The following is a 25031-nucleotide window of genomic DNA, read 5'->3' on the forward strand; positions in this document are numbered from 1 at the left end:
GACGTCGTTCCAGAACCGATGCAGCAGCGGAGCGGCCCACGTGTTTATCTTCTCAAAACTCGTCTGGATTTTCGGGCAGCCGCTGTCGCTGGCCTTCCTCCTCGTCGTCGTCGCGTTGATCGCGGGGTTGGTCCGCTTTAGGATCATCAGCCTGCTATCGACCGCCTGCGCCGGCCTCGTGCTCTTCCTCACGCTCTACACGACCGTGGGCAATTATCTGCTGCAGGGTCTGGAAGATCGCTTCGCCAAGCCGCAGGACCCGGCCGCGCTTACATGCATGATCGTGCTCGGCGGCGGGTTCGAGAACGAGGTCAATACATCCAGGCAGGGGATCGAGATGAATGCCGGCGGCGACCGGTTCATCGAGACGCTGCGGCTGGCGCAGAAATATCCGCAGTCGCGCATCCTCGTCTCCGGTGGCGACGGATCGATGTCTGGTGTCTACGAGGGCGACGCGGCCATGGCCGAACGGTTCTTCCCGCTGTTCGGCGTGGCGAAGGAGCGGCTGGTGCAGGAGACGACCTCGCGAACCACCTTCGAGAACGCCGTCAACACCAAGGATCTCCTCGCAAGCCAGGGACTTTCCAACTGCCTGCTGATCACCTCGGGCTATCACATGCCGCGTTCGGTCGGGATTTTCCGCAAGCTCGGCATCGACGTCACGCCCTGGCCGACGGACTATAGGACCGACGGTCGCGAGCGGCTGGCGCTCGATTTCACCCAGCCGAGCCGGAACGCGCAGAACATGGCGACGGCGGTCCGCGAATGGTTCGGCCTCGTCGGATATTATTTCGCCGGACGCACCTCGGAGCTCTATCCGCGATGAGCCCGGCCTTGTCCCGGCGCGCTATTTCTTGAAAATCGTGACGAACTTGGTGCCGCGCACGCGGGTGGTGATGACGCAGGGATCGGTCTTCGGATCGGCGTTGGGCCGGTCGCAGAAGCGTGGATGCATCTTCATCGCCAGAACCTTGTTGCCGTAGCGCTGCTCGACATCGTAGCCGTAGGTCTTGGCGGTGGCGATCATGAAATAACCGCCCTCGGCAACCTGGAGATAGAAGTTGTTGACGCAGCCGTCCTCGTCGCACTTGGTGTTGCTGCTGCCGTCGCAGGTCATTAGTCCCTCGTTGACGACCACGTCGACGAGCCCGTCATTGTTGATGTCCTGGCGAGTGGCGAAGCCGTCGGAAAAAGAGACCTCGGCGCATTGCTTCTTGAAGTAATCCTTCTCGTAGACCTCCGGGTCGGGAAGCAGCGACTGCTGGGCCTGGGCGGCCGTGGATACGGCCAGGGCCGCAACGAGATTCAAGGCGATCAGCAGCTTTTTCACGGGTTCTCTTTTCGTCGGATAAGGACGTGATTGGCTAGCGAGTTTGGCTGATGCGCCTTGCGCCGCCCTTGCGGCCATGATTATTCGAAGGAAAGATCGCCATTGGAGCACGCAATGTCGCCATTCGTCTATCTCGACTATGCCGGCGTTGCCCTGTTCGCGGCGACCGGCGCGCTTGCCGCCTCGCGCAAGCAGCTCGATCTGATCGGCTTTCTGTTCTTCGCGGTCATCACCGGCACAGGCGGCGGCACGGTGCGCGATATCGTTTTGGGCCGGGTGCCGGTATTCTGGGTCCTGAACCCCACCTATATCCTCATCTGCTGCGCGGCGGGCGTCATCGTGTTCTTCACCGCGCATCTGGTGGAATCGCGCTACCGGCTGCTGATCTGGCTCGACGCTGTCGGGCTGTCGGCCTATTGCGCCATGGGTGCCGCCAAGGGACTGGCCGCCACCGGCTCGCCGACCATCGCGATCGTGACGGGCACGCTGACGGCGACCTTCGGCGGCGTCCTGCGCGATCTGTTGGCCAACGAACCCTCGGTGCTGCTGAGGCCGGAGATCTACATCACCGCCGCGCTGGTGGGCGCGGCGATCTTCACCGGCGCCACCGAATTCGGGCTACCGCTCTACGCGGCATCGGCCGCCGGCGTGCTCGCGGCCTTCGCTGTGCGCGGCGGGGCGCTTTACTATGGATGGACGTTTCCGACCTACAAGGCAAAGCCCGGCCGGCATCCCGACGACGTCATGTAGATGTGATGGAGGTCGGGCGCGTTGATCAGACGCGCTTGGGACGCAGGCGGATCACCACGTCGACATGGGCGATCTCCATGCCTTCGGGCGGCTCCGGCAGATTGTCGATCGTGAGATTGCTCACCGGAATATCGAGCACGTCGTTGTCGCCTTCCACGAAGAAGTGGTGGTGATCGGAGATGTTGGTGTCGAAGTAGGTCTTGGCGCTTTCGACCGCGAGAACGCGGATCATGCCGGCCTCGGTGAACTGGTGCAGGGTGTTGTAGACGGTGGCGAGCGATACCGGCACGCCGGCGACGACCGCCTCTTCGTGCAGTTCCTCGACGGTCAGATGCCGATCGCCCTTCGCAAAGAGCAGGTCGCCGAGCGCGACGCGCTGGCGCGTCGGCCTGAGGCCAGCGCCCCGCAACCTTGCTTCAATGGTAAGAGGGGCTTCAGCCGCCATCAACAACTCCAGCTAATCTAGCGTCCCGCAATCATGTTTCTCTTAAGCCATATAACTTTTGCACGAATGGCTTTCAATAGTTTCAATGGGGACAAGGCGTGTCAAAGCGCCGCAAAATCGGGCTTTTCGCATAATTAGTGCTGGCCCGGGGCTTGGCCTTCCTGTATGCGACCACCAAATAAGGCGCGCAGCCGGTCCTTGGACGTGGGTGAAGCTCAGTCATGCTTATGCTTCATTTTCCGCCGAACTTGGACTAAACGTTCACATCCATCAGCTTAGTTGCGGGGGAATTAGAGTTTTCATGGCGACGAAACAATCCAGCTTCAACTATGAGGAAATCCTGGCCTGCGGCCGTGGCGAGCTTTTCGGCCCCGGCAACGCGCAGCTTCCTCTGCCGCCAATGCTCATGGTTCACCGCATCACCGACATCTCCGAGACCGGCGGTGCCTTCGACAAGGGCTATATCCGCGCCGAGTACGACGTGAAGCCTGACGATTGGTATTTCCCCTGCCACTTCCAGGGCAACCCGATCATGCCCGGCTGCCTCGGCCTCGACGGCATGTGGCAGCTGACGGGCTTCTTCCTCGGCTGGCTCGGCGAGCCCGGCCGCGGCATGGCGCTGTCAACCGGCGAAGTGAAGTTCAAGGGCATGATCCGCCCGACCACGAAGCTGCTCGAATACGGCATCGACTTCAAGCGCGTCATGCGCGGCCGCCTGGTGCTCGGCACCGCCGACGGCTGGCTGAAGGCCGATGGCGAAACCATCTACCAGGCCACCGACCTGCGCGTCGGCCTGTCCAAGGACAAAGACGCCTGATTGCACCGGGCATCGCTGCCCGGTTCCCAAGTTAGAAAAAACGAAAAGGTCGAAACACATGAGACGGGTAGTTGTCACGGGTCTGGGCGTCGTTTCCTCGATCGGCAATGATGCCGCCGAGGTCACTGCGTCGCTGCGCGATGCCAAGTCCGGCATTTCCTTTTCCAACGACTTCGCCGAGCACGGCTTCAAGTGCCAGGTCTGGGGTCGTCCCTCGCTCGATCCGACGGATCTGGTCGATCGCCGCGCCATGCGCTTCCTGTCGCAGGGCGGCGCCTGGAACCATGTCGCGATGAAGCAGGCGCTGGCCGATTCCGGCCTCGAGGAAAAGGACTACAGCGAAAACGAGCGCACCGGCATCATCATGGGCTCGGGCGGTCCTTCGACGCGCACGCTGATCGAAGCCGCCGAGATCACCATCAAGAACAACAGCCCGAAGCGCATCGGCCCGTTCGCCGTGCCGAAGGCCATGTCGTCCACCGCCTCGGCCACGCTCGCGACCTGGTTCAAGATCCACGGCGTCAACTACTCGATCTCGTCGGCCTGCTCGACCTCGGCGCATTGCATCGGCAACGCCGCCGAGATGATCCAGTGGGGCAAGCAGGACATCATGTTCGCCGGCGGCCACGAGGATCTCGACTGGACGATGTCGAACCTGTTCGACGCCATGGGCGCCATGTCCTCGAAGTACAACGACACGCCCGAGACCGCATCGCGCGCCTATGACGCAACCCGCGACGGCTTCGTGATTGCCGGCGGCGCCGGCGTTCTGGTTCTCGAGGAGCTGGAACACGCCAAGGCGCGCGGCGCCAAGATCTACGCCGAAATCGTCGGCTATGGCGCCACCTCCGACGGCTACGACATGGTCGCGCCTTCCGGCGAAGGCGCCATCCGCTGCATGCGTCAGGCGCTCTCGACGGTGAAGGGCGATGTCGACTACGTCAACACGCACGGCACTTCGACGCCTGTCGGCGACAGCAAGGAAATCGGTGCGATCCGCGAAGTGTTCGGCAACAAGATCCCGCACATCCAGTCCACCAAGTCGCTGACCGGCCATTCGCTGGGCGCCGCCGGCGTGCAGGAATCGATCTATTCGCTCCTGATGATGCAGGCCGGCTTCATCGGCGAAAGCGCTCACATCACCGAGCTCGACCCTGAGTTCGACGGCGTGCCGATCGTGCGCAAGCGCATCGACGATGCCAAGATCGACATCGCGCTTTCCAACTCCTTCGGCTTCGGCGGCACCAACGCCACGCTCGTCTTCCAGCGCTACAACGGATAACACCATGACGGGAATCATGCAGGGTAAGCGCGGGCTTATCATGGGTGTCGCGAACAACCACTCCATCGCCTGGGGCATTTCCAAGGCGCTGGCGGCACAGGGCGCGGAACTTGCCTTCACTTACCAGGGCGACGCACTCGGCAAGCGCGTGAAACCGCTTGCCGCCGAAGTCGGCTCCGATTTCGTGCTGCCCTGCGACGTCGAGGATATCGCTTCCGTCGACGCTACGGTGGATGCGATCAAGGAACGCTGGGGCACGCTCGACTTCGTCGTGCACGCCATCGGCTTCTCCGACAAGAACGAGCTCAAGGGCCTTTACGCCGACACCACGCGCGACAATTTCAGCCGCACGATGGTGATTTCCTGCTTCTCGTTCACCGAGATCGCCAAGCGCCTGGCGCCGTTGATGACCGAAGGCGGCTCGATGCTGACGCTGACCTACAACGGCTCGACGCGCGTCATTCCGAACTACAACGTCATGGGCGTCGCCAAGGCGGCACTCGAGGCCTCCGTGCGCTATCTGGCGGCTGATTACGGCCCGCGCGGCATTCGCGTCAACGCGATCTCCGCCGGCCCGATCCGCACGCTCGCCGGCGCCGGCATTTCGGATGCCCGCGCCATCCTGTCGTGGAACCAGCAGAACTCGCCGCTGCGCAAGACCGTGACGATCGATCACGTCGGCAACTCGGCCCTCTACCTGCTCTCCGACATGGCGGCGGGCGTCACCGGCGAAATCCACTTCGTCGACGCCGGCTTCAACATTACCTCGATGCCTGCGCTCGATGCGCTGCGCAAGGCCGACGCCGAGTAAGCGGCAGCCGGCCACAACCGAATACAAGGCCATGCGCATTATATTGCGCATGGCCTTTTTGTTTCAGATACTATCTCACGTAGGCGCCGATATGCGCTGTCTTCCAGACTGATGGTCTTAGGGAAAGCGATGATGAGATATTTCTTCGCGCTTGTGCACAAGGAACCGGACAGCGTCTTCGGCGTCAGCTTCCCCGATCTGCCGTCCCTATTCTCCGCAGCCGACGTCGAGGACGACCTGACCGCCAATGCGATCGAAGCCCTGCGGCTGTGGGCGGAAGATGAGGTTTTGCCGACACCGTCATCCTTCGACGAGATCAGCGCGCGTCCCGAGGTGCGGAGCGAGCTTGCGTCAGGCGCCATCCTGACACGGATTCCGTTTATCGAGGATACGACACGGACCGTTTGCGCCAATGTCACCTTCGACAAGGGCATGCTCGACGCGATCGACGCGGCGGCCAAGGAGCGCGGTCTCACGCGCTCGGCTTTCCTTGCGAGCGCCGCCCGCAAGGAAATAGAAGCGGCCTGAGCCGCTTATTTCTTCGCCCACAAGACCTTGAAGCGGGCGTTGCGGCAGGTTTCGCCGCTTTCGCGGAAGCTCGCAGCCAGTACCGGCTCGTAGGGCAGGCCGCGGTTGGCGACCAGAAGCAGGCGACCGCCGGAGCGGAGCGAAGCTGCCGCCGTCTTGATCATCGCCTGGCCGAGCGCCGGCTCGGCGGCGTGGCTTTCGTGGAAGGGCGGGTTCATGATGACGAGGTCGTACTTGTCCCTGACCTGTTCGCCCGCCAGATCGTGCCAGAAGAAGCGCGCCGGTACATTTGGGCAGTTCTCCTCGATGTTGGCCTTGGCGGCCTCCAGCGCGGCGTAATTCGCCTCGTAGAGGTCGAGGCGGCTGACGCCCGGCGAGCGTTCCGCCATTTCGACGGAGAGATAGCCCCAGCCGGCGCCGAAATCGGCGACGTCGCCGGTGAAATCGGTAGGCAGGCGCGAGGCGAGCAGCTCGGAGCCGTCGTCGATGCGATCGTGCGAGAACATGCCGGCGGCGGCCTCGAAGCGGCCGTCGACGCGCACCGGTGGCTTGGCGAACTTGGCGATGATTTCGGACGGATCGGCGGGCGCGCCGAACCAGAAGGCGACGCCGTGGTACTTCGGCATATGTTCGAGCGCCAGGCCGAAGGCTTCCATGCGCTTGCGCAGCGGCTGGATGCCGTCTTCCTTGCCGCCGGCGACAACGACGAGACCGCCCATCTTCACGCGGGTGAGTGCCTCGGCGATATTCGCCTCGTTCTCGCCCTTGTGCTTGTTGCAGAGAACCAGAACGGCATCGTAGTCCTCGCCTTCGACCTCAGGCGTGGTTTCGATGCGCTGGGCGAGCAGCTGCCGGTACAACGGCCGGAAGCCCTGTACGGCGCTCAGCGCGGCGGCAAAGCCCTGAGGAAGGGCGAAGCCCGCCTCGGCGCCGAGGAAGAGCACGCGCTCGCCCTCGCCGGGCGCCTCGACGGTGCCGCTTACAAAGGGGTGGAACAGTGTCTTCAGCGTCTCGCTGCTCATGGCTCTATCTCGTGCTTGAATACAAAAAGGGCGCGGAAATTACCCCGCGCCCATGAAGTCTAGGGAAGGCGCAGCTTACTCGGCTGCTTCTTCCTTCTTCTTGTCGGCAGGGATTTCCTGGCCGGTCGCCTGGTCGACAACCTTCATCGACAGGCGGACCTTGCCGCGCTCGTCGAAGCCGAGGAGCTTGACCCAAACCTTCTGGCCTTCCTTGACGACGTCCTGGGTCTTGGCAACACGCTCTGAAGCGAGCTGCGAGATGTGGACGAGGCCGTCGCGGGCGCCGAAGAAGTTGACGAAGGCGCCGAAGTCGGCGGTCTTGACGACCGTGCCTTCGTAGATCACGCCGATTTCAGGCTCGGCAACGATCGAGTGGATCCACTTGCGGGCCGCTTCGATTTCCTTGCCCGAGGAAGAGGCGATCTTCACGGTGCCGTCGTCTTCGATGTTGATCTTGGCGCCGGTCTTTTCGACGATTTCGCGGATGACCTTGCCGCCGGAGCCGATGACTTCACGGATCTTGTCGACCGGGATGTTCATGACTTCGATGCGCGGAGCGAATTCGCCGAGCTGCGAACGGCCTTCGGAGATCGCCTTCGACATTTCGCCGAGGATGTGCGTGCGACCACCCTGTGCCTGGCCGAGAGCGACCTTCATGATCTCTTCGGTGATACCGGCGATCTTGATGTCCATCTGCAGCGAGGTGATGCCGTCGGCGGTACCTGCAACCTTGAAGTCCATGTCGCCGAGGTGGTCTTCGTCTCCGAGGATGTCGGAGAGAACGGCAAAGCGGTCACCTTCGAGGATCAGGCCCATGGCGATACCGGCAACCGGCTTAGCCAAAGGAACGCCGGCGTCCATCAGAGCGAGCGAGGTGCCGCAGACGGTTGCCATCGAGGACGAGCCGTTGGACTCGGTGATCTCGGAGACGACGCGCAGCGTGTAGGGGAACTGCTCAGCCGAGGGAAGCATCGGACGGATGGCGCGCCAAGCGAGCTTGCCGTGACCGATTTCGCGACGGCCCGGAGAGCCCATGCGGCCGGTTTCGCCAACGGAGTAGGGAGGGAAGTTGTAATGGAGCAGGAAGCGCTCCTTGTACATGCCCGTCAGGCTGTCGACGTACTGTTCGTCTTCGCCGGTGCCGAGCGTGGCAACGACGATCGCCTGCGTTTCACCGCGGGTGAAGAGCGCGGAACCGTGGGTGCGCGGCAGGAGGCCAACTTCCGATACGATCGGGCGAACGGTCTCGAGGTCGCGGCCGTCGATGCGGCTCTTGGTGTCGAGGATGTTCCAGCGAACGATCTTGGCCTGCAGGTGCTTGAAGATCGCGCCGATGACTTCGGCGGTGTACTTCGGCTCTTCGCCTTCCGGGAAGAAGCGGGCCTTGACCTTGGCCTTGACGGCGTCGACGGCAGCGTAGCGCTCGGCCTTCTGCGTGTTCTTGTAGGCGGTGCGCAGCTCGGCTTCGAAGTGCTTCAGCATTTCGGCTTCGAGTTCGGAGAAGTCTTCCGGCTGGAAGTCGCGCGGCTCCTTGGCAGCCACTTCGGCGAGCTTGATGATCGCGTCGAGAACCGGCTGGAAACCACGATGGCCGAACATGACGGCGCCGAGCATGACTTCTTCGTTCAGTTCCTTGGCTTCGGATTCAACCATCAGAACGGCGTCGTGCGTACCGGCGACGACGAGGTCGAGGATCGACTCGTCCATCTCGTCGAGATGCGGGTTCAGGACGTATTCGCCGTTGATGTAGCCGACGCGCGCGCCGCCGACCGGGCCCATGAAGGGAACGCCGGAGAGTGTCAGGGCAGCAGAAGCGGCAACCATCGACAGAACGTCGGGGTTGTTTTCCAGGTCGTGCTGGATAACCGTGACGACGACCTGCGTGTCGTTCTTGTAGCCTTCAGGGAAAAGCGGGCGGATCGGGCGGTCGATCAGGCGCGAAACCAGCGTTTCGTTTTCCGACGGGCGGCCTTCGCGCTTGAAGTAGCCGCCGGGGATCTTGCCGGCCGCATAGGTCTTTTCCTGGTAGTTGACGGTCAGCGGAAAGAAGTCCTGGCCCGGCTTCGGCGCCTTGGCGGAAACGACGGTGGCGAGAACCACGGTTTCGCCGTAGGTCGCGAGAACGGCGCCGTCAGCCTGACGGGCGATCTTGCCGGTTTCGAGCTTCAGCGGGCGGCCTGCCCACTCGATTTCCACGGAATGAGTGTCGAACATATGTCTTGTCCTTCAATGCGGAGGCGCGCCATTGGCCCTGGGGCACGGCGCAGACGACCGCAATTGTTGATGACGCATCATGGGCAAGACAACGGGAGGCTTTGCATCGTCGGCTCTCTCGGAGAAAGAGCCGGGCCAAGGTGTGCGCCTTGGCCGAAAGCATCCGGCAATCCTGCCCCATGACAGGTCAACGGTTGGTTTTGCGGATCCGGCCCATCCGGGTCCGCGGGCAGTCCCGCAAACGCCTATGGCGGATTGCGGTTTGGAGAAAACGTTCCCCGGAAACAAATGCGGCGGGCGTCCACAAGGAGCGCCCGCCGAAAAGCCTTAGCGGCGGATACCCAGGCTGGTGATCAGCTTGGTGTAACGGCCTTCGTTCTTCTTCTTGAGGTAGTCAAGAAGCGAGCGGCGGCTCGAAACCATCGTCAGCAGGCCACGGCGGGAATGGTTATCCTTCTTGTGGCCCTTGAAGTGTTCCGTGAGGTTGTTGATGCGCTCGGTGAGGATCGCAACCTGCACTTCGGGCGAACCGGTGTCGCCTTCGAACGTTGCGTATTCCTTGATAAGTGCCGTCTTGCGCTCAGCAGTAATCGACATCGGATGTTCCTTTCGATGAGAGGAGATAAGGTCGCCAAAAGCCGGGATGTCGTCCAGCTTTGGCCGCGAAGGCATTCAAGCAAAGCCTGATGCTGGCGCTGCCTATACAATATCCCACGGGTGAAGGGAAGAGCGGAGTTTTAACCGCCGCCTTACCAATCCGGAGCCGCGATCAAAAAGACAGGATCACGCAAAATCCTGGTTGCGCGGGCAGAGCGATCGACTATCACCTGCGCCAGCCAAGTCTGTTTCCAGAAAGGAATTTGCGTGAAACTCTTTTATGCCCCCGGCGCCTGCTCCATGGCATCCCACATCGTCCTTCATGAAATCGGCAAGCCTTTCGAGATCGAGAAGGTCAGCACCAAGACGAAGGTCATGGAAAGCGGCGGCGACTTCTTTGCGATCAACCCCAAGGGCGCGGTACCAGCGCTCCAGCTCGACAACGGCGAGGTCCTGACCGAAGGTCCGGCGATCCTGCAATATGTCGCCGATGCCAACGGCGCCACCGAGCTCGCCCCGCCGACCGGCACGCTGGCCCGCGCCCGCGTTCAGGAAATGCTGAGCTACGTCGGCTCGGAATTGCACAAGTCGTTCAGCCCGCTCTTCCATCCCGGCAAGACCGATGCGGAAAAGGACGCGGCGCGCGAGGTGCTACAGAAGAAGTTCGCGTGGCTGGAATCGCTCCTCGCCGACGGTCGCGACTATCTGACCGGCCCGAGCTTCACCGTAGCCGACGCCTACGCATTCGTCGTGACCAGCTGGACGAAGCCCACGGGCGTTTCGCTGGACGCGTGGCCGAAGCTGAAGGATTACGTCGCGCGCGTTGCCGCCCGCCCGTCGGTCCAGGCGACCATGAAGGCCGAAGGCCTGATCTGATTACGAGAGATGCGCGCGGTTCAGGCCGCGCGCATTGAGCATTAGAGCCTTTGTTTTATCGCATGTCGATACCGCAAAACCGCTGCACACTTTTGCGCGACATGCTTTATCCGAAGACGCGCTTGGGGCGGAACTCGCCCTGGCCGATTTCGCCGATGGCGATCAGCTTGCCGCGGGCCGTGGCATAGGCTTCGCTTTCTTCCACCGGCGCATCGCGGCCGCGCACCAGGATCGGGTTGCCCATCTTCAGGCGGTGGGCCTGGTCGTCGTTGACGATCAGATGCGGCAGCGAGGACAACGCCTCGCTGGTATCGATCAGAAGCGCGTCGAGTGCTGCCAGCCGTTCCTCGTCATCCTGAATTTTTTCCAGCGCAACGAGTTCGGCGAGCGGGATCATCGTCTCCTCGGCAAACGGTGCCACGAAGCTGCGGCGCAGGCCGGAGATATGGCCGAAGCAGCCGAGATCGCGGCCGAAATCGCGGGCGAGCGCACGGACATAGGTGCCCTTGCCGCACTCGACCTCGAAATGCGCGGTGCTTTCGTTCTCGCATTCGAGCAGCGTCAGGCGGTAGATCTCGACCTCACGCGACGGGATCTCCACCGTCTCACCCTCACGGGCGAGGTCATAGGCGCGCTCGCCTGCGATCTTGATGGCGGAGAACTGCGGCGGGACCTGGCTGATGACGCCGGTGTAGTTCGGCAGCAGCGCCAGTATCTCGTCTTCGGTCGGACGCTTGTCGGAGCTCTCGATGACCTCGCCCTCGAGATCATCGGTCGAGCGTTGTTCGCCCCAGGTCACGGTGAATTCGTAAATCTTGCGGCCGTCCATAACGTAGGGAACGGTCTTGGTCGCATCGCCGAGCGCGATCGGCAGCATGCCTGAAGCCAGCGGATCGAGCGTGCCGGCATGGCCGCATTTCTGCGCCTTGAACAGCCACTTGATCTTGGAGACGGCTTCGGTCGAGCCAAAGTCGACGGGCTTGTCAAGGATAAGCCAGCCCGAAATCGGGCGGCCTTTGGGCTTGCGTGGTTTGGACATAAGGCTCTTCTGTTACTTTTCGTCGGTATCGCCGTCCTCGAGGTCGCGCATGACCTCGGGCGAGCGCAGCAGCTCGTCGATCTTCTTGTAGTTGTCGAAGCTCGTATCGTCGCGGAAGCGGATCTCGGGCATGAATTTCATCTGCCGGAGATGCGGGCCGAGACGGCCGCGGATGAATTTGGCGTGGCGGTTGAGCGCCGTGATGACCGTCTCGTGATCCGATACGCCGAGCGGCGTGATGAAGGCGGTCGCGACCTTGAGGTCGGTCGACATGCGCACTTCGGACACGGAGATGACGGTCTTTTCCAGGAGGTCGTCGCGCACTTCACCGCGCTGCAGGACCTGGGTGATCGCGGCGCGGACCTGCTCGCCGACGCGCAGCATGCGCTGCGACTGTGCTGTCGAGGTTTTTGTTGCCATTGTTCTTTGCCTCAAAAATCTGGGGCCACAAAAGTCCGGGGCCTCAAAAGGTTCGGGCGCCGGCCTCATATGATCCGGCGCCCGTCCACAATTCTAGTCTCGCACGATCAGAGCGTACGGGTGATATGCTCGACGCGGAAGCACTCGATGACATCGCCCGCGCGGATGTCTTCGTAGTTCTCGAAGGCCATACCGCATTCCTGACCGACAGGAACTTCCGATACTTCGTCCTTGAAGCGCTTGAGCGTCTTGAGCTTGCCTTCGTGGATGACGACGTTGTCGCGGATGAGGCGGACGCCAGCACCACGTTCGACCTTGCCTTCGGTGACGCGGCAACCCGCGACCTTGCCGGTCTTGGTGATGTTGAACACCTCGAGGATCTCGGCATTGCCGAGGAAGGTTTCGCGGCGCTCCGGCGTGAGCAGACCCGACATCGCTGCCTTAACGTCATCCACCAGATCGTAGATGATGTTGTAGTAGCGGATCTCGATGCCTGCGCGTTCAGCGGCGACACGTGCCTGTGCGTTGGCACGGACGTTAAAGCCGATGATCGCGGCGTCGGAGGATTCGGCAAGCGCCAGATCCGATTCCGTGATGGCACCGGCGCCCGAATGGACGATACGGGCCCGCACTTCGTCGGTGCCGAGCTTGTCGAGAGCACCGATGATCGCTTCGATGGAACCCTGCACGTCGCCCTTGATGAGCAGCGGGAATTCCTTGAAGCCGGTGTTCTGCAGCTTGCTCATCATCTGTTCGAGCGAACCGCGCTGACCGGTCTGGCGGGCAACCGCCTTGTCGCGGGCCAAACGCTGGCGATATTCGGAAATCTCGCGAGCACGGCTCTCGTTTTCGACGACGGCGAACTTGTCACCGGCAGCAGGCGTGCCGGACAGGCCGAGCACTTCGACCGGCATGGCCGGACCCGCTTCCTTGACATGGTCGCCCTTGTCGGTGACGAGCGCGCGAACGCGGCCCCACTGATCGCCGGCAACGATGATCTGGCCGGGCTTCAGCGTGCCCTTCTGGACGAGGACGGTCGCAACCGCACCACGACCGCGATCGAGCTGGGCTTCGATGACGATACCTTCGGCAGTACGTGTCGGGTCGGCCTTGAGGTCGAGGATTTCGGCCTGCAGGAGGACGGCTTCGAGCAGCTTGTCGAGGTTGGTCTTGTTCTTCGCCGACACTTCGACGTCGAGCACTTCACCGCCGAGCGATTCAACGAAGACTTCGTGCTGCAGAAGCTGCTGACGGACCTTGTCCGGGTTGGCTTCGTGCTTGTCGATCTTGTTGATCGCCACGATGATCGGAACACCGGCCGCCTTGGCGTGGCTGATGGATTCGATCGTCTGCGGCATGACGCTGTCGTCGGCCGCGACCACGAGGATCGCGATGTCGGTTGCCTGCGCACCACGGGCACGCATGGCCGTGAAGGCGGCGTGGCCGGGGGTGTCGATGAAGGTGATCTTCTGGCCGTTCTGTTCGACCTGATAGGCACCGATGTGCTGGGTGATGCCACCGGCCTCGCCCGAGACGACGTTTGCCTGACGGATGGCGTCGAGCAGCGAGGTCTTGCCGTGGTCGACGTGACCCATGATGGTGACGACCGGGGGACGCGATACCATTTCGCCGGCATCGTCGGCCCGGTCGAAGATGCCTTCTTCGACGTCGGATTCCGAAACGCGCTTGACGGTGTGGCCGAATTCGCCGGCGATGAGTTCAGCGAGGTCGGCGTCGATGACGTCGCCCGGCTTCATCATCTGGCCTTCCTTCATCAGGTACTTGATGACGTCGACGGCGCGTTCGGACATGCGCTGCGACAGTTCCTGAATGGTGATGGTCTCAGGCAGGATGACTTCGCGGACAACCTTTTCGCGGGTTTCCTGGATCTGGCTGCGGCGGAACTTTTCCTGGCGACGGCGCATGGCGGCCATCGAGCGGCCACGGTTGTTGCCGTCGTCATCCGTGCTGGCAGCCGTGATCGTAAGCTTGCCCTGGCGGCGACCATCGTCGCCCTTCGGACGCGCGGTAACCGGCTTTGCCGGTTCCGGACGCACGACGCGGCCACGCGCCGGAGCGCCACCACGCGGCGCACCGCGATCATCGTCTTCATTCTCGCGGCGACGGACGCCGGGAGCGCCGGCGGGTGCAGCGCCTGGAGCCGGGCGGGCAGCCGACGGTGCGTCGGTGCGGCGTACGGCCGGTGCGGCGGCCTGCGGGCGCGGAGCTTCGGCAGCGGCTGGGGCGGCGGGTGCCGGCGGAGCGGCGGCGGCTTCAGCGGCGCGTGCGGCTTCCTCTGCGGCAAGGCGCTTGGCTTCCTCGGCGGCAGCGGCCTGGCGGACGATCTCTTCGGCGGCGCGGCGCTTTTCTTCCTCGGCGCGGCGAACCGCATCCTCGGCATCGCGAACCTGGGCCATGGCGAGCGCACGGCGGCGCGCGTCCATCTCTTCCGGCGACAGATGGTTCAGAACCACCGGACGCGGACGATCCTGCTGGCGCGGCGCCTGCGAAGGCTGCTGCGGACGGTTATACTGCTGGCCGCTCGGCTGGTTGTAGCGCTGCGGCTGCTGGGGCTGCGTCGGACGGGCCTGGACAGGCGCCGGCGCGGGCGCAGGCGCCGCCGACTGTGCGGCAGGCGCGGAGGCGGGCTCGGCGGCGCGGGCGGGCGCTGCCGGTGCCGTCACCGGGGTGATCGGGCGCTGTTCGTCTTCCGGGCGCATCGGGCGCCGCTTGCGGGTTTCGACAACGACCGCCTTGGTGCGACCGCGGCCCATATCCTGGCGCACGGTGCCCTGGCTTACGCCCGACGGTTTCAGGGTCAGAGTCTTCTTGCCCGGGCCGTTCAGTGTCTTGTCGTCATTGCTATCGGTCATTCGTTCCCGTTCCTTCGGACAGGGAGCGATGACGTCATCAGGCCCTGTCAATCAAGTAATGTCGATCAATGATACCGGGTCCGGACAAGTCCGGTGACCGTATCATTGTTTTTGCCGGCCAGCGCCGCCCGCTGCCCGGGACTGACCGCCGTTGCGGTACTGTTCGAGCATCTTTGCGCGCTTCACTACACCCTCACCCGCCTGCCCTGCAAGCACTGCAGCATGGATAAAAGCGTTCTGACCCATCAGGCCTTCCATTTCGCTCTCCGAGAAGAGTCGGTAGGAAGGTATTTCCTCCTCGGTCTCCATTCCGAGGTGCCAGGCCTTGCGAGCCTGGTCGATCTTTCTCACGCCATCGGCCGCCGCGTCCGTTGCATGGAACACGGCAAGGGCCGCGCCACTGCGGATCGCGGCATCCACCTTCGAGGCGCCGGTGATGAACTGTCCGGCCTTGCGGGCCATGTTCATCATCTGCATCAGTTGCTGCATCAGCAGCTTGTCGACGGTTTCACCGAGATCGGCGGCCGCCTTCACATCCGTTTTCAGGGCGCGGGCGAAGGATTTCTTCGCCACCGCCTTGTCGACCAGAGTGCGGTCGATCTTCACCCAGCAGCCGCGACCCGGAAGCTGACGCTTCAGGTCGGCCACCACCGTCCCATCGGGAGCGGCGACGAAGCGGATCAGCTCATCCGGCGATCCGCTTTCGCGCGTCACGATGCACATGCGACCATTCACGTCATAACCTGCAAGATCGTCGTCCTCAGGAGAAACGGTAGGCTCACGCGCAGACATTAAACTTCCTGCTCGGCCTCGGGAGCTTCTTCAGCTTCCGCTTCCTTCGCAAGGTCCTCCTCGGTGATCCAGCCAGCCGCGAGGCGGGCCTGAACGACCATCTGTTCGGCTTCGACGCGCGAAACGTCGAACTTCGAGAACAGGCCCTCGAACTTCTTGGTCTCGCCGTTCTTGCGCTCGCTCCAGCCGACGAGATCGTCGGCTGCGCAGCCGGCGAAGTCTTCCATCGTCTTGATGCCGTCCTCACCGAGGGCAACCATCATCTGGGCGGTCATGCCGTCGATGCCACGCAGTTCGTCGGATACGCCGAGCGCCTTGCGCTTCTCGTCCATCTCGGCTTCGAGCTTTTCGAGATATTCGCGGGCGCGGGTCTGGATTTCCTGCGCGGTGTCTTCGTCGAAGCCATCGATCGAGGCGATTTCGTCGAGTTCGACGTAAGCCAGTTCCTCAACGGCGGCGAAGCCTTCGGAGGCCAGAACCTGGCCGACCATTTCGTCGACGTCGAGCGAATCCATGAACAGGTTGGTGCGCTCGTTGAATTCCTTCTGACGGCGTTCCGATTCCTCGGCTTCCGTCATGATGTCGATATCCCAGCCGGTCAGCTGCGAAGCGAGGCGAACGTTCTGGCCGCGGCGGCCGATGGCCAGCGACAGCTGCTCGTCCGGAACCACGACTTCGATGCGCTCGGCATCCTCATCGAGAACGACCTTGGCGACTTCGGCCGGCTGCAGGGCGTTGACGACGAAGGTCGCCGGGTCCTGGCTCCACGGAATGATGTCGATCTTTTCGCCCTGGAGCTCGCCGACAACGGCCTGAACGCGCGAACCACGCATACCGACGCAGGCACCAACAGGATCGATCGAACTGTCGTTCGAGATGACGGCGATCTTGGCGCGCGAACCCGGATCGCGGGCAACCGACTTCACTTGGATGATGCCGTCGTAGATTTCAGGCACTTCCATGGTGAAGAGCTTGACCATGAACTGCGGATGCGTGCGCGACAGGAAGATCTGCGGGCCGCGCTGTTCGCGACGAACGTCATATACGTATGCACGGACGCGATCGCCATAGCGGACGTTTTCGCGCGGGATCATTTCGTCGCGACGGATGATGCCTTCGCCACGGCCGAGGTCGACGATGACGTTGCCGTATTCGACGCGCTTGACGGTGCCGTTGACGATTTCGCCGACGCGATCCTTGAATTCGTCGAACTGGCGATCACGCTCGGCTTCGCGAACCTTCTGGACGATGACCTGCTTGGCGGACTGGGCGGCGATACGGCCGAAATCCATCGGCGGCAGCGGATCGGCGATGAAGTCGCCAAGGGCTGCGTCCGGGTTGCGGTCGCGCGCCAGTTCGAGCGGGATCTGCGTGGAGTAGTCCTCGGCAGCCTCGACAACCTCGAGAAGACGCTGCAGGCGGATTTCGCCGGTCTTCGGGTTGATGTCGGCGCGGATGTTGGATTCAGTGCCGTAGCGCGAGCGCGCCGCCTTCTGGATCGCGTCCGCCATCGCGGCGAGCACGATCTCGCGGTCGATGACCTTTTCGCGGGCGACTGCATCTGCGATCTGCAGAAGTTCGAGCCGGTTCGCACTGACTGCCATGTGTTTTGTCTCCGTCTAGGCGTCCAGGCTTTCCCTTGCCCGGCGCCACAAGTTGATCGGTTTATTCTTCGTCTTCCGCTTCGTTCTGGTTCGCGGCCTCTGCCTTCGCCAGCTTGTCGGCGCGCAGGGCATCACGGATCAGATCGTCGGTCAGAATGAGTTTCGCATCGGCAAGCGCCGTGAACGGAATGACGATCGCCTTTTCCTCGCCGGCCGGAGCCTCGTCACGCTCGAGCGTGAAGCCATCGACGTCGCTGGAAACGATCTTGCCGCGGAAGCGCTTGCGACCACCGACGATGATCGAGGTCTCGCACTTCAGCAGATGGCCCTGCCAGCGCACGAAATCGGACTTTCGCACCATCGGGCGATCGATGCCGGGCGACGACACTTCCAGATGATACTCTTTATCGATCGGATCTTCCACATCGAGAACCGGAGAAACGGCCACCGAGACCTCCTCGCAGCCTTCGACGTCCATGGTTCCATCGTTGCGCTCGGCCATGATCTGCATGGTGGCGCCGTTCTGGTTGAGCATGCGCACGCGGATCAGGCGATAGCCGAGGTCGATGAGGACGGGCTCGATGATGGCGGCGAGGCGCTGGTCGAGGCCAGTCTCGGTGATCAGCCGCGGCTCAAGTTCATTGTCTGCGTTCGTCGAATCCGACAAGCGATGCGCTCCTAAGCGATATTTTCGGGCGATCGCGGTAATAAAAAAGAGCGGGTCCTTGCGGCCCACTCCTCATCAATGCGATCAAGATTTGAGAGCCATATAGGCCCGTTTCCGCGAAATTGCAAGCTCCATCGGCGGCGCGGCGCGGTCGTGGCGGGCGGGCGGTGGCCTTGATCGCCTGTTCGCTTATATAGCTTGCCGCAGCGCATGGCATTCGACGGAGGAATCGTGGCCTATACATCATCGACACTGGCACCGCTCAGGCACGAGACCTACCGCACCATCTGGTTCGCCAGCATCGCCTCCAATTTCGGCGGGTTGATCCAGGCGGTGGGTGCCGCATGGATGATGACCATGATCACCGCCTCGGGCGACATGGTGGCGCTGGTGCAGACCTCCACGGCGCTTCCTATCATGCTCTTCTCGCTGGTCTCGGGCGCGCTGGCCGACAGTTTCGACAGACGGCGGGTGATGCTGACGGCGCAGTGTTTCATGCTGGCGGTCTCGGCGCTGCTCAGCGTCTTCGCCTTCTTCGGGATCCTCTCTCCCTGGCTGCTCCTGTTCTTCACCTTCCTGCTCGGCTGCGGCACGGCGCTCAACAATCCCTCCTGGCAGGCCTCGGTGGGAGACATGGTTCCGCGCGCCGATCTTCCCGGCGCGGTGACGCTGAACAGCGTCGGCTTCAACATCACCCGCAGCGTCGGGCCGGCGATCGGCGGCATCATCGTCGCGGCGGCAGGTGCGGCAGCGGCGTTTGCCGTCAACACGATGAGCTACTTCGCGCTGATCTACGCGCTGTTGCGCTGGAAGCCGACCTACCCCGCGACGACACTGCCGCGCGAGGCGCTCGGCAGCGCCATCTTCGCCGGGCTGCGCTACATCTCGATGTCGCCCAACCTGCAGAAAGTCATGCTGCGCGGGCTGATCTTCGGCATCAGCGCCAGCTCGATCCTCGCGCTGCTGCCGATCGTGGCGCTGGAGCTGGTGGTCGGCGGTCCCCTCACCTACGGCCTGATGCTCGGCTCCTTCGGCATCGGCGCCATCGGCGGCGCGGTGCTGAACGCAAGGCTGCGCGAGCGCTTCTCCAGCGAGACGATCGTGCGCCTGTCGTTTGCCGGCTTCGCGCTCAGCGCCGCGATTGCCGCCTTCAGCCCGATTTCGGCGGTCACCTGCTTGGGATTGGTGATCTCGGGCGCCTGTTGGGTTCTGGCGCTGTCGCTGTTCAACACCATCGTGCAGCTTTCGACGCCGCGCTGGGTGGTCGGCCGGGCGCTATCGCTCTACCAGACCGTGACCTTCGGCGGGATTGCCGGCGGAAGCTGGATCTGGGGCATCGCGGCAGACAATTACGGCGTCGCCAACGCGCTGCTCCTGTCGGCCGGCGTCATGCTGTTCGGTATCGTCATCGGGCTGAAATTCGCCATGCCGGCCTTCGCCTCGCTCAACCTCGATCCGCTCAACCGCTTCACGGAGCCCTCGCTCGGGCTCGACATCACGCCACGCAGCGGGCCCGTCGTCATCCAGGTCGATTACGAGATCGACGACAGCGACGTGCCGGAATTCCTGATGCTGATGGGCGAGCGGCGGCGCATCCGCATCCGCGACGGCGCACGCAACTGGGCGCTGATGCGCGACCTGGAGAAGCCCGGCTCATGGACCGAGACCTACCACACGCCGACCTGGGTCGAATATATCCGCCACAACCAGCGACGAACACAGGTGGACGGCGAAAACACCGACCGGCTAAGGGCGCTGCATCGTGGCGAGGCGGGACCGCATGTGCACCGGATGATCGAGCGGCAGGCCATTCCGCCGAGCGACGACCTGTTCTTCAAGGCGCATATCGACCTGCATCATTGATGCTTAGTTGAGCTTGCCGATCATTTGCGCCTCGGGATAGCAGGTCGGCTTCATGCCGCTCTTTTCCTGCCACTGGCCGATGGAGCGGCGCGTCTTGTAGCCGGGCAGGCCATCGGAACCGCCGACGTCGTAGCCCTTCTTCTCCAGCGCCCTCTGCATGGTGGCGACATCGGAGCGCAGCATCTTGCCGACATCGCCCCAGGCACCCTGGAATGCGCCGGCCCCATAGGCAATCCGATCGGCGAGGTTGCCGATGTAGAGCGCGTAGAGATCGGAATTGTTGTATTCCTTGATGACGTAGAAATTCGGCGTCACCAGGAATTCCGGGCCGTCGCGGCCGGCCGGCACCATCATCATGCCCTTGGCGTTCATCTCCCTGGACGGGAAGGCCTTGCCGGATGTGCCGCTGATGCCGAGCGCGGCCCACTGGGCGATCGGCCTGCCGAGATCGGGGCCCTCCTGCGCGCAGGAGACGTTTTCGGGGATCGTCACCTCGTAGCCCCAGCCGCGATCGCGCTGCCAGCCCTTCTTGACCAGAAAATTGGCGATCGAGGCCAGCGTATCGGGAACCGAGGTCCAGATGTTGCGGTGACCGTCGCCATCGATATCGACGGCGTATTTGAGGTAGCTGGTCGGCATGAACTGCGGCTGGCCGAGCGCGCCCGCCGACGATCCCTTGAAATCGGCCGCCGTGACGTCGCCGCCATCGATAATGTGCAGGCCGGCGATCAGTTCGGTGCGGAACATTTCCTTGCGGGTGGACATGAAGGCCTTGGTGGCCAGTACCTCGATGCCCGAATTCGGAATCTTGGCGGCGCCGAAGCCGGTCTCGCGACCCCAGATGGCGAGCACGATCGAGCCGGGCACGCCATAGGTCTTCTCGATCTTCTTCAGCGTCGAGGCGTATTGCGTCTGGAAAGTGCGGCCGGTGACGGCGAGGCGCTTCAGCCGGTCATCGTTGAAATAGGGCGCCGGCGAGGAGAACTCGGCCTGCGTCTGCTTCTGCTCCTTCGGCGGCGGGAAGCCGGGAGGAGCGAGGTCGTTCAGCGACCAGTCGAGCGTGACGCCTGAGAATGCGGCCTTGAAGGTCTTTTCGGATATGCCGCCCTTTTGCGCTTCCGGCCAGAGGTCGGTTTGTACCCAGCGCTGGAACTGGGCTTCAACTTCGGCTTTCGAGGGGGCTGCGTGGGCTGCATTCGAGGTTGCGAGGAGGAAGCAGAGCGCGGCAAGGGCGTGCCGTGCGATACCCCCCTCTGCCCTGCCGGGCATCTCCCCCACAAGGGGGGAGATCGAATCGTTGCTTGCTCTCAGCCAACCAATGAAGGTGGAACGAGCGATTGCGCCCAGCTGATCTCCCCCCTTGTGGGGGAGATGCCCGGCAGGGCAGAGGGGGGTATGGCGGATCTCGGACGGCATCAAATTTCCCCTCACCTCATCTCCCCTCATATCGTCGTCCGCGCCCGAAGCGCCGCCGTCAGCGTGCCCTCGTCGAGATAATCGAGCTCGCCGCCGACAGGCACGCCATGCGCCAGTCGCGTGATCTTCACATCGAGCCCAGCCAGCTGGTCGGTTATATAGTGTGCTGTCGTCTGCCCCTCGACGGTGGCGTTGACGGCGATGATCAGTTCCTTGATGCCGCCGGCCGTGACGCGCTCGATCAGGCCCTTGATGTTGAGATCATCCGGGCCGACGCCATCGAGCGGCGAAAGCGTGCCGCCGAGCACGTGATAGGCGGCATTGAGCGCCGCCGCGCGCTCCAGCGCCCAGAGATCGGAGACATCCTCGACGACGATGATGACGGACTGGTCGCGGCGGTCGTCGGTGCAGACGGTGCAGGGGTCGGAGGTATCGACATTGCCGCAGCGCGAGCAGATCTTGACCTTGTCGTGCGCCTCGCCCATCGCGCTTGCCAGCGGCCCGAGCAGCTGATCCTTCTTCTTGATCAGATGAAGCGCGGCGCGGCGCGCGGAGCGTGGGCCGAGGCCCGGCACCTTCGCCAGCAGCTGGATGAGTTTTTCGATTTCGGGGCCGGTGACTCGCTTTGCCATATCGGGTTCTTAGCCCATATGTCTCGAAAACGGAAACGGACAGAAAAGCGCTCGCCATGAAAATCCTCGCCGTCTGCATCGGCAACGCGGAAAGACTGCCGGGCAAGAGCTACAAGACCGGCATCAACAAGCACGCCATCAGCGGCGGCGTGCTGGTGGACGCGGAGGGACTGCTGGGCGACGCGATCTGCAACCGCAAGCACCATGGCGGCGTCGATCAGGCCGTCTATGTCGAGGGATCACTGACGCTCGACTGGTGGTCGGCGGAGCTCGGCCGCACGATCGAACCCGGCGCCTTCGGCGAAAACCTCGTCATCGACGGGCTCGACAACACCATGGTGGCGGTCGGCGATCGGTTCATAGCCGGCGATCTTGTTCTCGAGGTCACCTCGGCGCGCATTCCCTGCGCCACCTTCGCGGCGCGCATGGGCGATCCCTCGTTCGTCAAGCGCTACACCCGCGCCGGGCGCCCCGGCATCTATTGCCGGGTGATCGCTCCGGGCACGGTGACAACAGGAGAGCGGGTGGACTGGCAGCCATTCGAGGGTGCGCGGGTGACGATGCCGGAGATGATGGCGACATTCGGCAAGCGGCTTTCGTCCGAAGACCGTGCCCGCTATCTGGCCGCGCCGATCCACTACAAGCTGCGCGACAGTCTCGATGCGGCACCGTGAGCGGACGGGACGCGGGTTTCGTCTTCCCCCGCTTTCACCCGCGCAAACGACAAGCGCCGGCCACCCGAGGGTGCCGGCGCTTGCAAATCCACATTCGAGCGAATGATCAGAACGGCATCTTGAAGCCGGGCGGGATCGGGAGGCCTGCCGTCAACGCCTTGGTCTTTTCGGCGGCAACCGCGTCGGCCTTTTCCTTGGCATCCTTGTGGGCGGCGACGATCAGGTCTTCGAGAATTTCGACGTCGTCTTCCTTGAAGAGCGACGGATCGATCTTCAGGCTCTGCATCTCGCCCTTGCCGGTGACGACGACGGTCACGAGGCCGCCGCCAGACTTGCCTTCGGCCGTGAGCGAGGCGATCTCCGCCTGCATCTGCTCCATCTTGGCCTGCATTTCCTTGACTTTGCCCATCATGCCCATGATGTCGCGCATCGTCTTGCTCCTTCTTGGTGTCTCAGAATTCTATGTCGTCGCCGGGCAGGATATCGCCCTCTTCGGATTCGGCGGTGGCCGGCGCCTGCACGGGACCTTCCTCTTCTTCCGGTTCCGGCGCGCGGACGCGAACGTCGATGATCTTGGCGCCCGGAAACTGCGAGAGGATGGCCGCCACGTCGGGGTCCTGCCTGGCGTCGCTCACCTGCTGCGCCTTGGCGTTGGCCTCGGCTTCCACCATGGTCGGTTGGCCGGCCTCGCGGCTGAGGCTGACGATCCAGTGAATGCCGGTCCATTCCTTGAGCTTGAGCGCAAGCTCGTTCAGCAGCGTTCCCGGCGCGCCTTCGGCCAGGTTGACATCCAGGATGCCGGGCTGGACGCGCACCGGTCGCACGAAATTGCGCACCAGCGCCTTGATCTTCACATCGCGTTTTTCGCCGGCCAGATTGGCGATATCGCCGACCGAATTGACCGAGACCAATGGTTTCGGCGCATCGGCGGGTTTGGCCTCGGTGCGCCCGACGGCCATCGTCTGCGGATCGGCGTTCGGGACGACGCGCAGCATGGCGGTCGGGCCAGCTGGCTGCGGACGTGGCGCTGTTGCTTCGGCGGCGCGGGCCATGACATTGCCCTGGTAGCTGACCGTCGCGCCGCCATTTCCACCGCCATTGCCCGACGATGAGGGCGAACGTGCGCCGCCGTTGTTTTCGGAGAATTCCGCAAGCCGGCGGGCCGCGTCCTCGGGAGCGGGAAGGTGGGCGGCGTGCGCCAGGCGGATCAGCACCATCTCGGCGGCACCCGACGGGCGCGAGGATGCCTCCACCTCCGGAATGCCCTTCAACAGCATCTGCCAGATGCGCGACAGCGCCGTGACGGCGACGCCTTGCGAGAACTCCGCGCCCTTGGTGCGCTCGATTTCGCTGAGCGATGGGTCGTTTGCGGCATCCGGCACGTATTTCAAACGCGTCACCAGATGAGTGAAATCGGCAAGATCGGTGAGCACCGCCACCGGATTTGCGCCGGCCTCGTACTGGCTCTCGAATTCGCCGAGAGCCGCGGCCACGTCACCCTTGATGACGTGCTGGAAGAGATCGACGATGCGGGCGCGGTCGGCGAGACCGAGCATCCCACGCACCGATTCGGCCAGCACCGCGCCGCCGCCATGGGCAATCGCCTGGTCGAGCAGCGACAGGCCGTCGCGCGCCGAACCTTCGGCGGCGCGGGCGATCATGGCCAGCGCATCGGGCTCGGCCTCGATGCCTTCCTTCGATGCGATCGTGGTGAACAGGCCGACGAGATCGGACGCACTGATGCGGCGCAGGTCGAAGCGCTGGCAGCGCGACAGCACCGTGATCGGCACCTTGCGGATTTCAGTCGTGGCGAAGATGAACTTCACATGCTCCGGCGGCTCCTCGAGCGTCTTCAACAGGCCGTTGAAGGCCTGCGTCGAGAGCATGTGCACTTCGTCGATGATGTAGACCTTGTAGCGCGCCGAAACCGGACGGTAGCGCACCTGCTCGATGATCTCGCGGATATCGTCAATACCGGTATGCGAGGCGGCGTCCATCTCGATGACATCGACATGACGGCCTTCCATGATCGCCTGGCAATGCTCGCCGGGGATGCGCAGGTCGATCGTCGGCTTGTCGATCTCGGCGGTCTTGTAATTCAGCGCGCGCGCCAGGATGCGGGCGGTCGTCGTCTTGCCGACCCCGCGGACGCCGGTCAGCATGTAGGCCTGCGCGATGCGGCCGGTCTCAAACGCGTTGGTCAGGGTCTGGACCATCGGCTCCTGGCCGACCATCAGATCCGTGAAATCCTTGGGGCGGTATTTGCGTGCCAGCACCCGGTATCCGGTGCCCGTCGAGGCGGCATCTGGTGATTGTCGCTCGGTGTCGCTCATCGCCCTGCTTAACGCCCGAACTCTTCGGGCAAAGGATGGAGAGAAG

The 25031-nt window shown here is 63.3% G+C and carries 24 protein-coding genes; 9 read left to right on the top strand and 15 right to left on the bottom strand.

Translation table 11 applies throughout. The features are described from left to right. The first annotated feature begins 40 nt into the window (after positions 1 to 40). On the top strand, positions 41 to 826 hold the full coding sequence (locus P3R82_RS25295) for a YdcF family protein (RefSeq protein WP_283195780.1): 786 nt from the start codon (positions 41 to 43) through the stop codon (positions 824 to 826). A 21-nt stretch (positions 827 to 847) separates the two neighbouring features. On the opposite strand, the gene P3R82_RS25300 is transcribed toward P3R82_RS25295, so the two are convergent. Beyond that, on the bottom strand, positions 848 to 1330 hold the full coding sequence (locus P3R82_RS25300; protein WP_283195781.1) for a hypothetical protein: 483 nt from the start codon (positions 1328 to 1330) through the stop codon (positions 848 to 850). A gap of 114 nt (positions 1331 to 1444) precedes the next feature. On the opposite strand from P3R82_RS25300, the gene P3R82_RS25305 reads away from it, so the two are divergent. Further along, positions 1445 to 2080, top strand: coding sequence for a trimeric intracellular cation channel family protein (locus tag P3R82_RS25305; protein ID WP_183900789.1), 636 nt, complete (start codon positions 1445 to 1447; stop codon positions 2078 to 2080). Between the two features lie 25 nt (positions 2081 to 2105). Here P3R82_RS25305 and irrA read toward each other — a convergent pair whose 3' ends face one another. Then, a complete protein-coding gene (irrA, locus tag P3R82_RS25310; protein ID WP_183900790.1) occupies positions 2106 to 2525 on the bottom strand; it encodes an iron response transcriptional regulator IrrA in 420 nt (139 codons plus the stop codon). A 301-nt stretch (positions 2526 to 2826) separates the two neighbouring features. On the opposite strand from irrA, the gene fabA reads away from it, so the two are divergent. The 4 genes from fabA to P3R82_RS25330 all read left to right on the top strand — a co-directional run bounded on the left by fabA (position 2827) and on the right by P3R82_RS25330 (position 5963). Beyond that, complete coding sequence (gene fabA, locus P3R82_RS25315) at positions 2827 to 3342, top strand: 3-hydroxyacyl-[acyl-carrier-protein] dehydratase FabA (RefSeq protein ID WP_183900791.1); 516 nt, start codon at positions 2827 to 2829, stop codon at positions 3340 to 3342. Positions 3343 to 3400: 58 nt separating this feature from the next. Beyond that, entirely contained in the window at positions 3401 to 4624 is a 1224-nt protein-coding gene (gene fabB / locus P3R82_RS25320; protein ID WP_018899122.1) for a beta-ketoacyl-ACP synthase I, read from the top strand. 4 nt (positions 4625 to 4628) lie between these two features. Further along, the gene (fabI, locus tag P3R82_RS25325; protein ID WP_283195782.1) at positions 4629 to 5435 is read left to right on the top strand and encodes an enoyl-ACP reductase FabI; all 807 of its coding nucleotides are present in this window, start codon (positions 4629 to 4631) and stop codon (positions 5433 to 5435) included. A gap of 132 nt (positions 5436 to 5567) precedes the next feature. Further along, entirely contained in the window at positions 5568 to 5963 is a 396-nt protein-coding gene (locus P3R82_RS25330; RefSeq protein WP_283195783.1) for a type II toxin-antitoxin system HicB family antitoxin, read from the top strand. Positions 5964 to 5968: 5 nt separating this feature from the next. Here P3R82_RS25330 and P3R82_RS25335 read toward each other — a convergent pair whose 3' ends face one another. From P3R82_RS25335 to rpsO, 3 genes are all read right to left on the bottom strand, one after another. After that, entirely contained in the window at positions 5969 to 6985 is a 1017-nt protein-coding gene (locus P3R82_RS25335) for a class I SAM-dependent methyltransferase (protein WP_283195784.1), read from the bottom strand. 75 nt (positions 6986 to 7060) lie between these two features. Next, complete coding sequence (gene pnp / locus P3R82_RS25340) at positions 7061 to 9199, bottom strand: polyribonucleotide nucleotidyltransferase (RefSeq protein WP_283195785.1); 2139 nt, start codon at positions 9197 to 9199, stop codon at positions 7061 to 7063. A gap of 327 nt (positions 9200 to 9526) precedes the next feature. Then, positions 9527 to 9796, bottom strand: a complete 270-nt coding sequence (gene rpsO / locus P3R82_RS25345; RefSeq protein ID WP_026283114.1) for a 30S ribosomal protein S15 — start codon at positions 9794 to 9796, stop codon at positions 9527 to 9529. Positions 9797 to 10063: 267 nt separating this feature from the next. Here rpsO and gstA point away from each other — a divergent pair, with 267 nt between their 5' ends. Then, positions 10064 to 10672, top strand: a complete 609-nt coding sequence (gene gstA, locus P3R82_RS25350; protein ID WP_283195786.1) for a glutathione transferase GstA — start codon at positions 10064 to 10066, stop codon at positions 10670 to 10672. A gap of 106 nt (positions 10673 to 10778) precedes the next feature. On the opposite strand, the gene truB is transcribed toward gstA, so the two are convergent. From truB to rimP, 6 genes are all read right to left on the bottom strand, one after another. Beyond that, positions 10779 to 11711 carry a tRNA pseudouridine(55) synthase TruB gene (gene truB / locus P3R82_RS25355; RefSeq protein WP_283195787.1) on the bottom strand — a complete coding sequence of 311 codons (933 nt, stop codon included), beginning with the start codon at positions 11709 to 11711 and terminating at the stop codon, positions 10779 to 10781. A gap of 12 nt (positions 11712 to 11723) precedes the next feature. Continuing rightward, the gene (gene rbfA, locus P3R82_RS25360; protein ID WP_018899114.1) at positions 11724 to 12131 is read right to left on the bottom strand and encodes a 30S ribosome-binding factor RbfA; all 408 of its coding nucleotides are present in this window, start codon (positions 12129 to 12131) and stop codon (positions 11724 to 11726) included. A gap of 107 nt (positions 12132 to 12238) precedes the next feature. After that, complete coding sequence (gene infB, locus P3R82_RS25365) at positions 12239 to 15004, bottom strand: translation initiation factor IF-2 (RefSeq protein WP_283195788.1); 2766 nt, start codon at positions 15002 to 15004, stop codon at positions 12239 to 12241. 102 nt (positions 15005 to 15106) lie between these two features. After that, the gene (locus tag P3R82_RS25370) at positions 15107 to 15796 is read right to left on the bottom strand and encodes an RNA-binding protein (protein WP_283195789.1); all 690 of its coding nucleotides are present in this window, start codon (positions 15794 to 15796) and stop codon (positions 15107 to 15109) included. Further along, the gene (gene nusA / locus P3R82_RS25375; RefSeq protein WP_018899111.1) at positions 15796 to 17400 is read right to left on the bottom strand and encodes a transcription termination factor NusA; all 1605 of its coding nucleotides are present in this window, start codon (positions 17398 to 17400) and stop codon (positions 15796 to 15798) included. Before nusA ends, P3R82_RS25370 begins: the two co-directional genes overlap by 1 nt. 61 nt (positions 17401 to 17461) lie before the next feature. Then, positions 17462 to 18067, bottom strand: a complete 606-nt coding sequence (rimP, locus tag P3R82_RS25380; protein WP_047506543.1) for a ribosome maturation factor RimP — start codon at positions 18065 to 18067, stop codon at positions 17462 to 17464. A gap of 210 nt (positions 18068 to 18277) precedes the next feature. Here rimP and P3R82_RS25385 point away from each other — a divergent pair, with 210 nt between their 5' ends. Next, complete coding sequence (locus tag P3R82_RS25385) at positions 18278 to 19930, top strand: MFS transporter (protein ID WP_283195790.1); 1653 nt, start codon at positions 18278 to 18280, stop codon at positions 19928 to 19930. A gap of 3 nt (positions 19931 to 19933) precedes the next feature. On the opposite strand, the gene P3R82_RS25390 is transcribed toward P3R82_RS25385, so the two are convergent. Beyond that, positions 19934 to 21199 carry a lytic murein transglycosylase gene (locus tag P3R82_RS25390; protein ID WP_283195791.1) on the bottom strand — a complete coding sequence of 422 codons (1266 nt, stop codon included), beginning with the start codon at positions 21197 to 21199 and terminating at the stop codon, positions 19934 to 19936. Between the two features lie 173 nt (positions 21200 to 21372). After that, positions 21373 to 21978 carry a recombination mediator RecR gene (gene recR, locus P3R82_RS25395; RefSeq protein WP_183900801.1) on the bottom strand — a complete coding sequence of 202 codons (606 nt, stop codon included), beginning with the start codon at positions 21976 to 21978 and terminating at the stop codon, positions 21373 to 21375. A gap of 56 nt (positions 21979 to 22034) precedes the next feature. Here recR and P3R82_RS25400 point away from each other — a divergent pair, with 56 nt between their 5' ends. Further along, entirely contained in the window at positions 22035 to 22652 is a 618-nt protein-coding gene (locus tag P3R82_RS25400) for an MOSC domain-containing protein (RefSeq protein WP_283195792.1), read from the top strand. 106 nt (positions 22653 to 22758) lie between these two features. Here P3R82_RS25400 and P3R82_RS25405 read toward each other — a convergent pair whose 3' ends face one another. Both P3R82_RS25405 and P3R82_RS25410 read right to left on the bottom strand, forming a co-directional pair. Next, positions 22759 to 23082 (bottom strand): YbaB/EbfC family nucleoid-associated protein, encoded by a 324-nt coding sequence (locus tag P3R82_RS25405; protein ID WP_183900803.1) that lies wholly within the window; start codon positions 23080 to 23082, stop codon positions 22759 to 22761. Positions 23083 to 23104: 22 nt separating this feature from the next. Then, the gene (locus P3R82_RS25410; RefSeq protein ID WP_283195793.1) at positions 23105 to 24985 is read right to left on the bottom strand and encodes a DNA polymerase III subunit gamma/tau; all 1881 of its coding nucleotides are present in this window, start codon (positions 24983 to 24985) and stop codon (positions 23105 to 23107) included. Between the last annotated feature and the right edge of the window lie 46 nt (positions 24986 to 25031).

The sequence above is a fragment of the Rhizobium sp. AN80A genome, assembly GCF_030053015.1.
In the GTDB taxonomy this organism is placed as follows: domain Bacteria; phylum Pseudomonadota; class Alphaproteobacteria; order Rhizobiales; family Rhizobiaceae; genus Rhizobium; species Rhizobium metallidurans.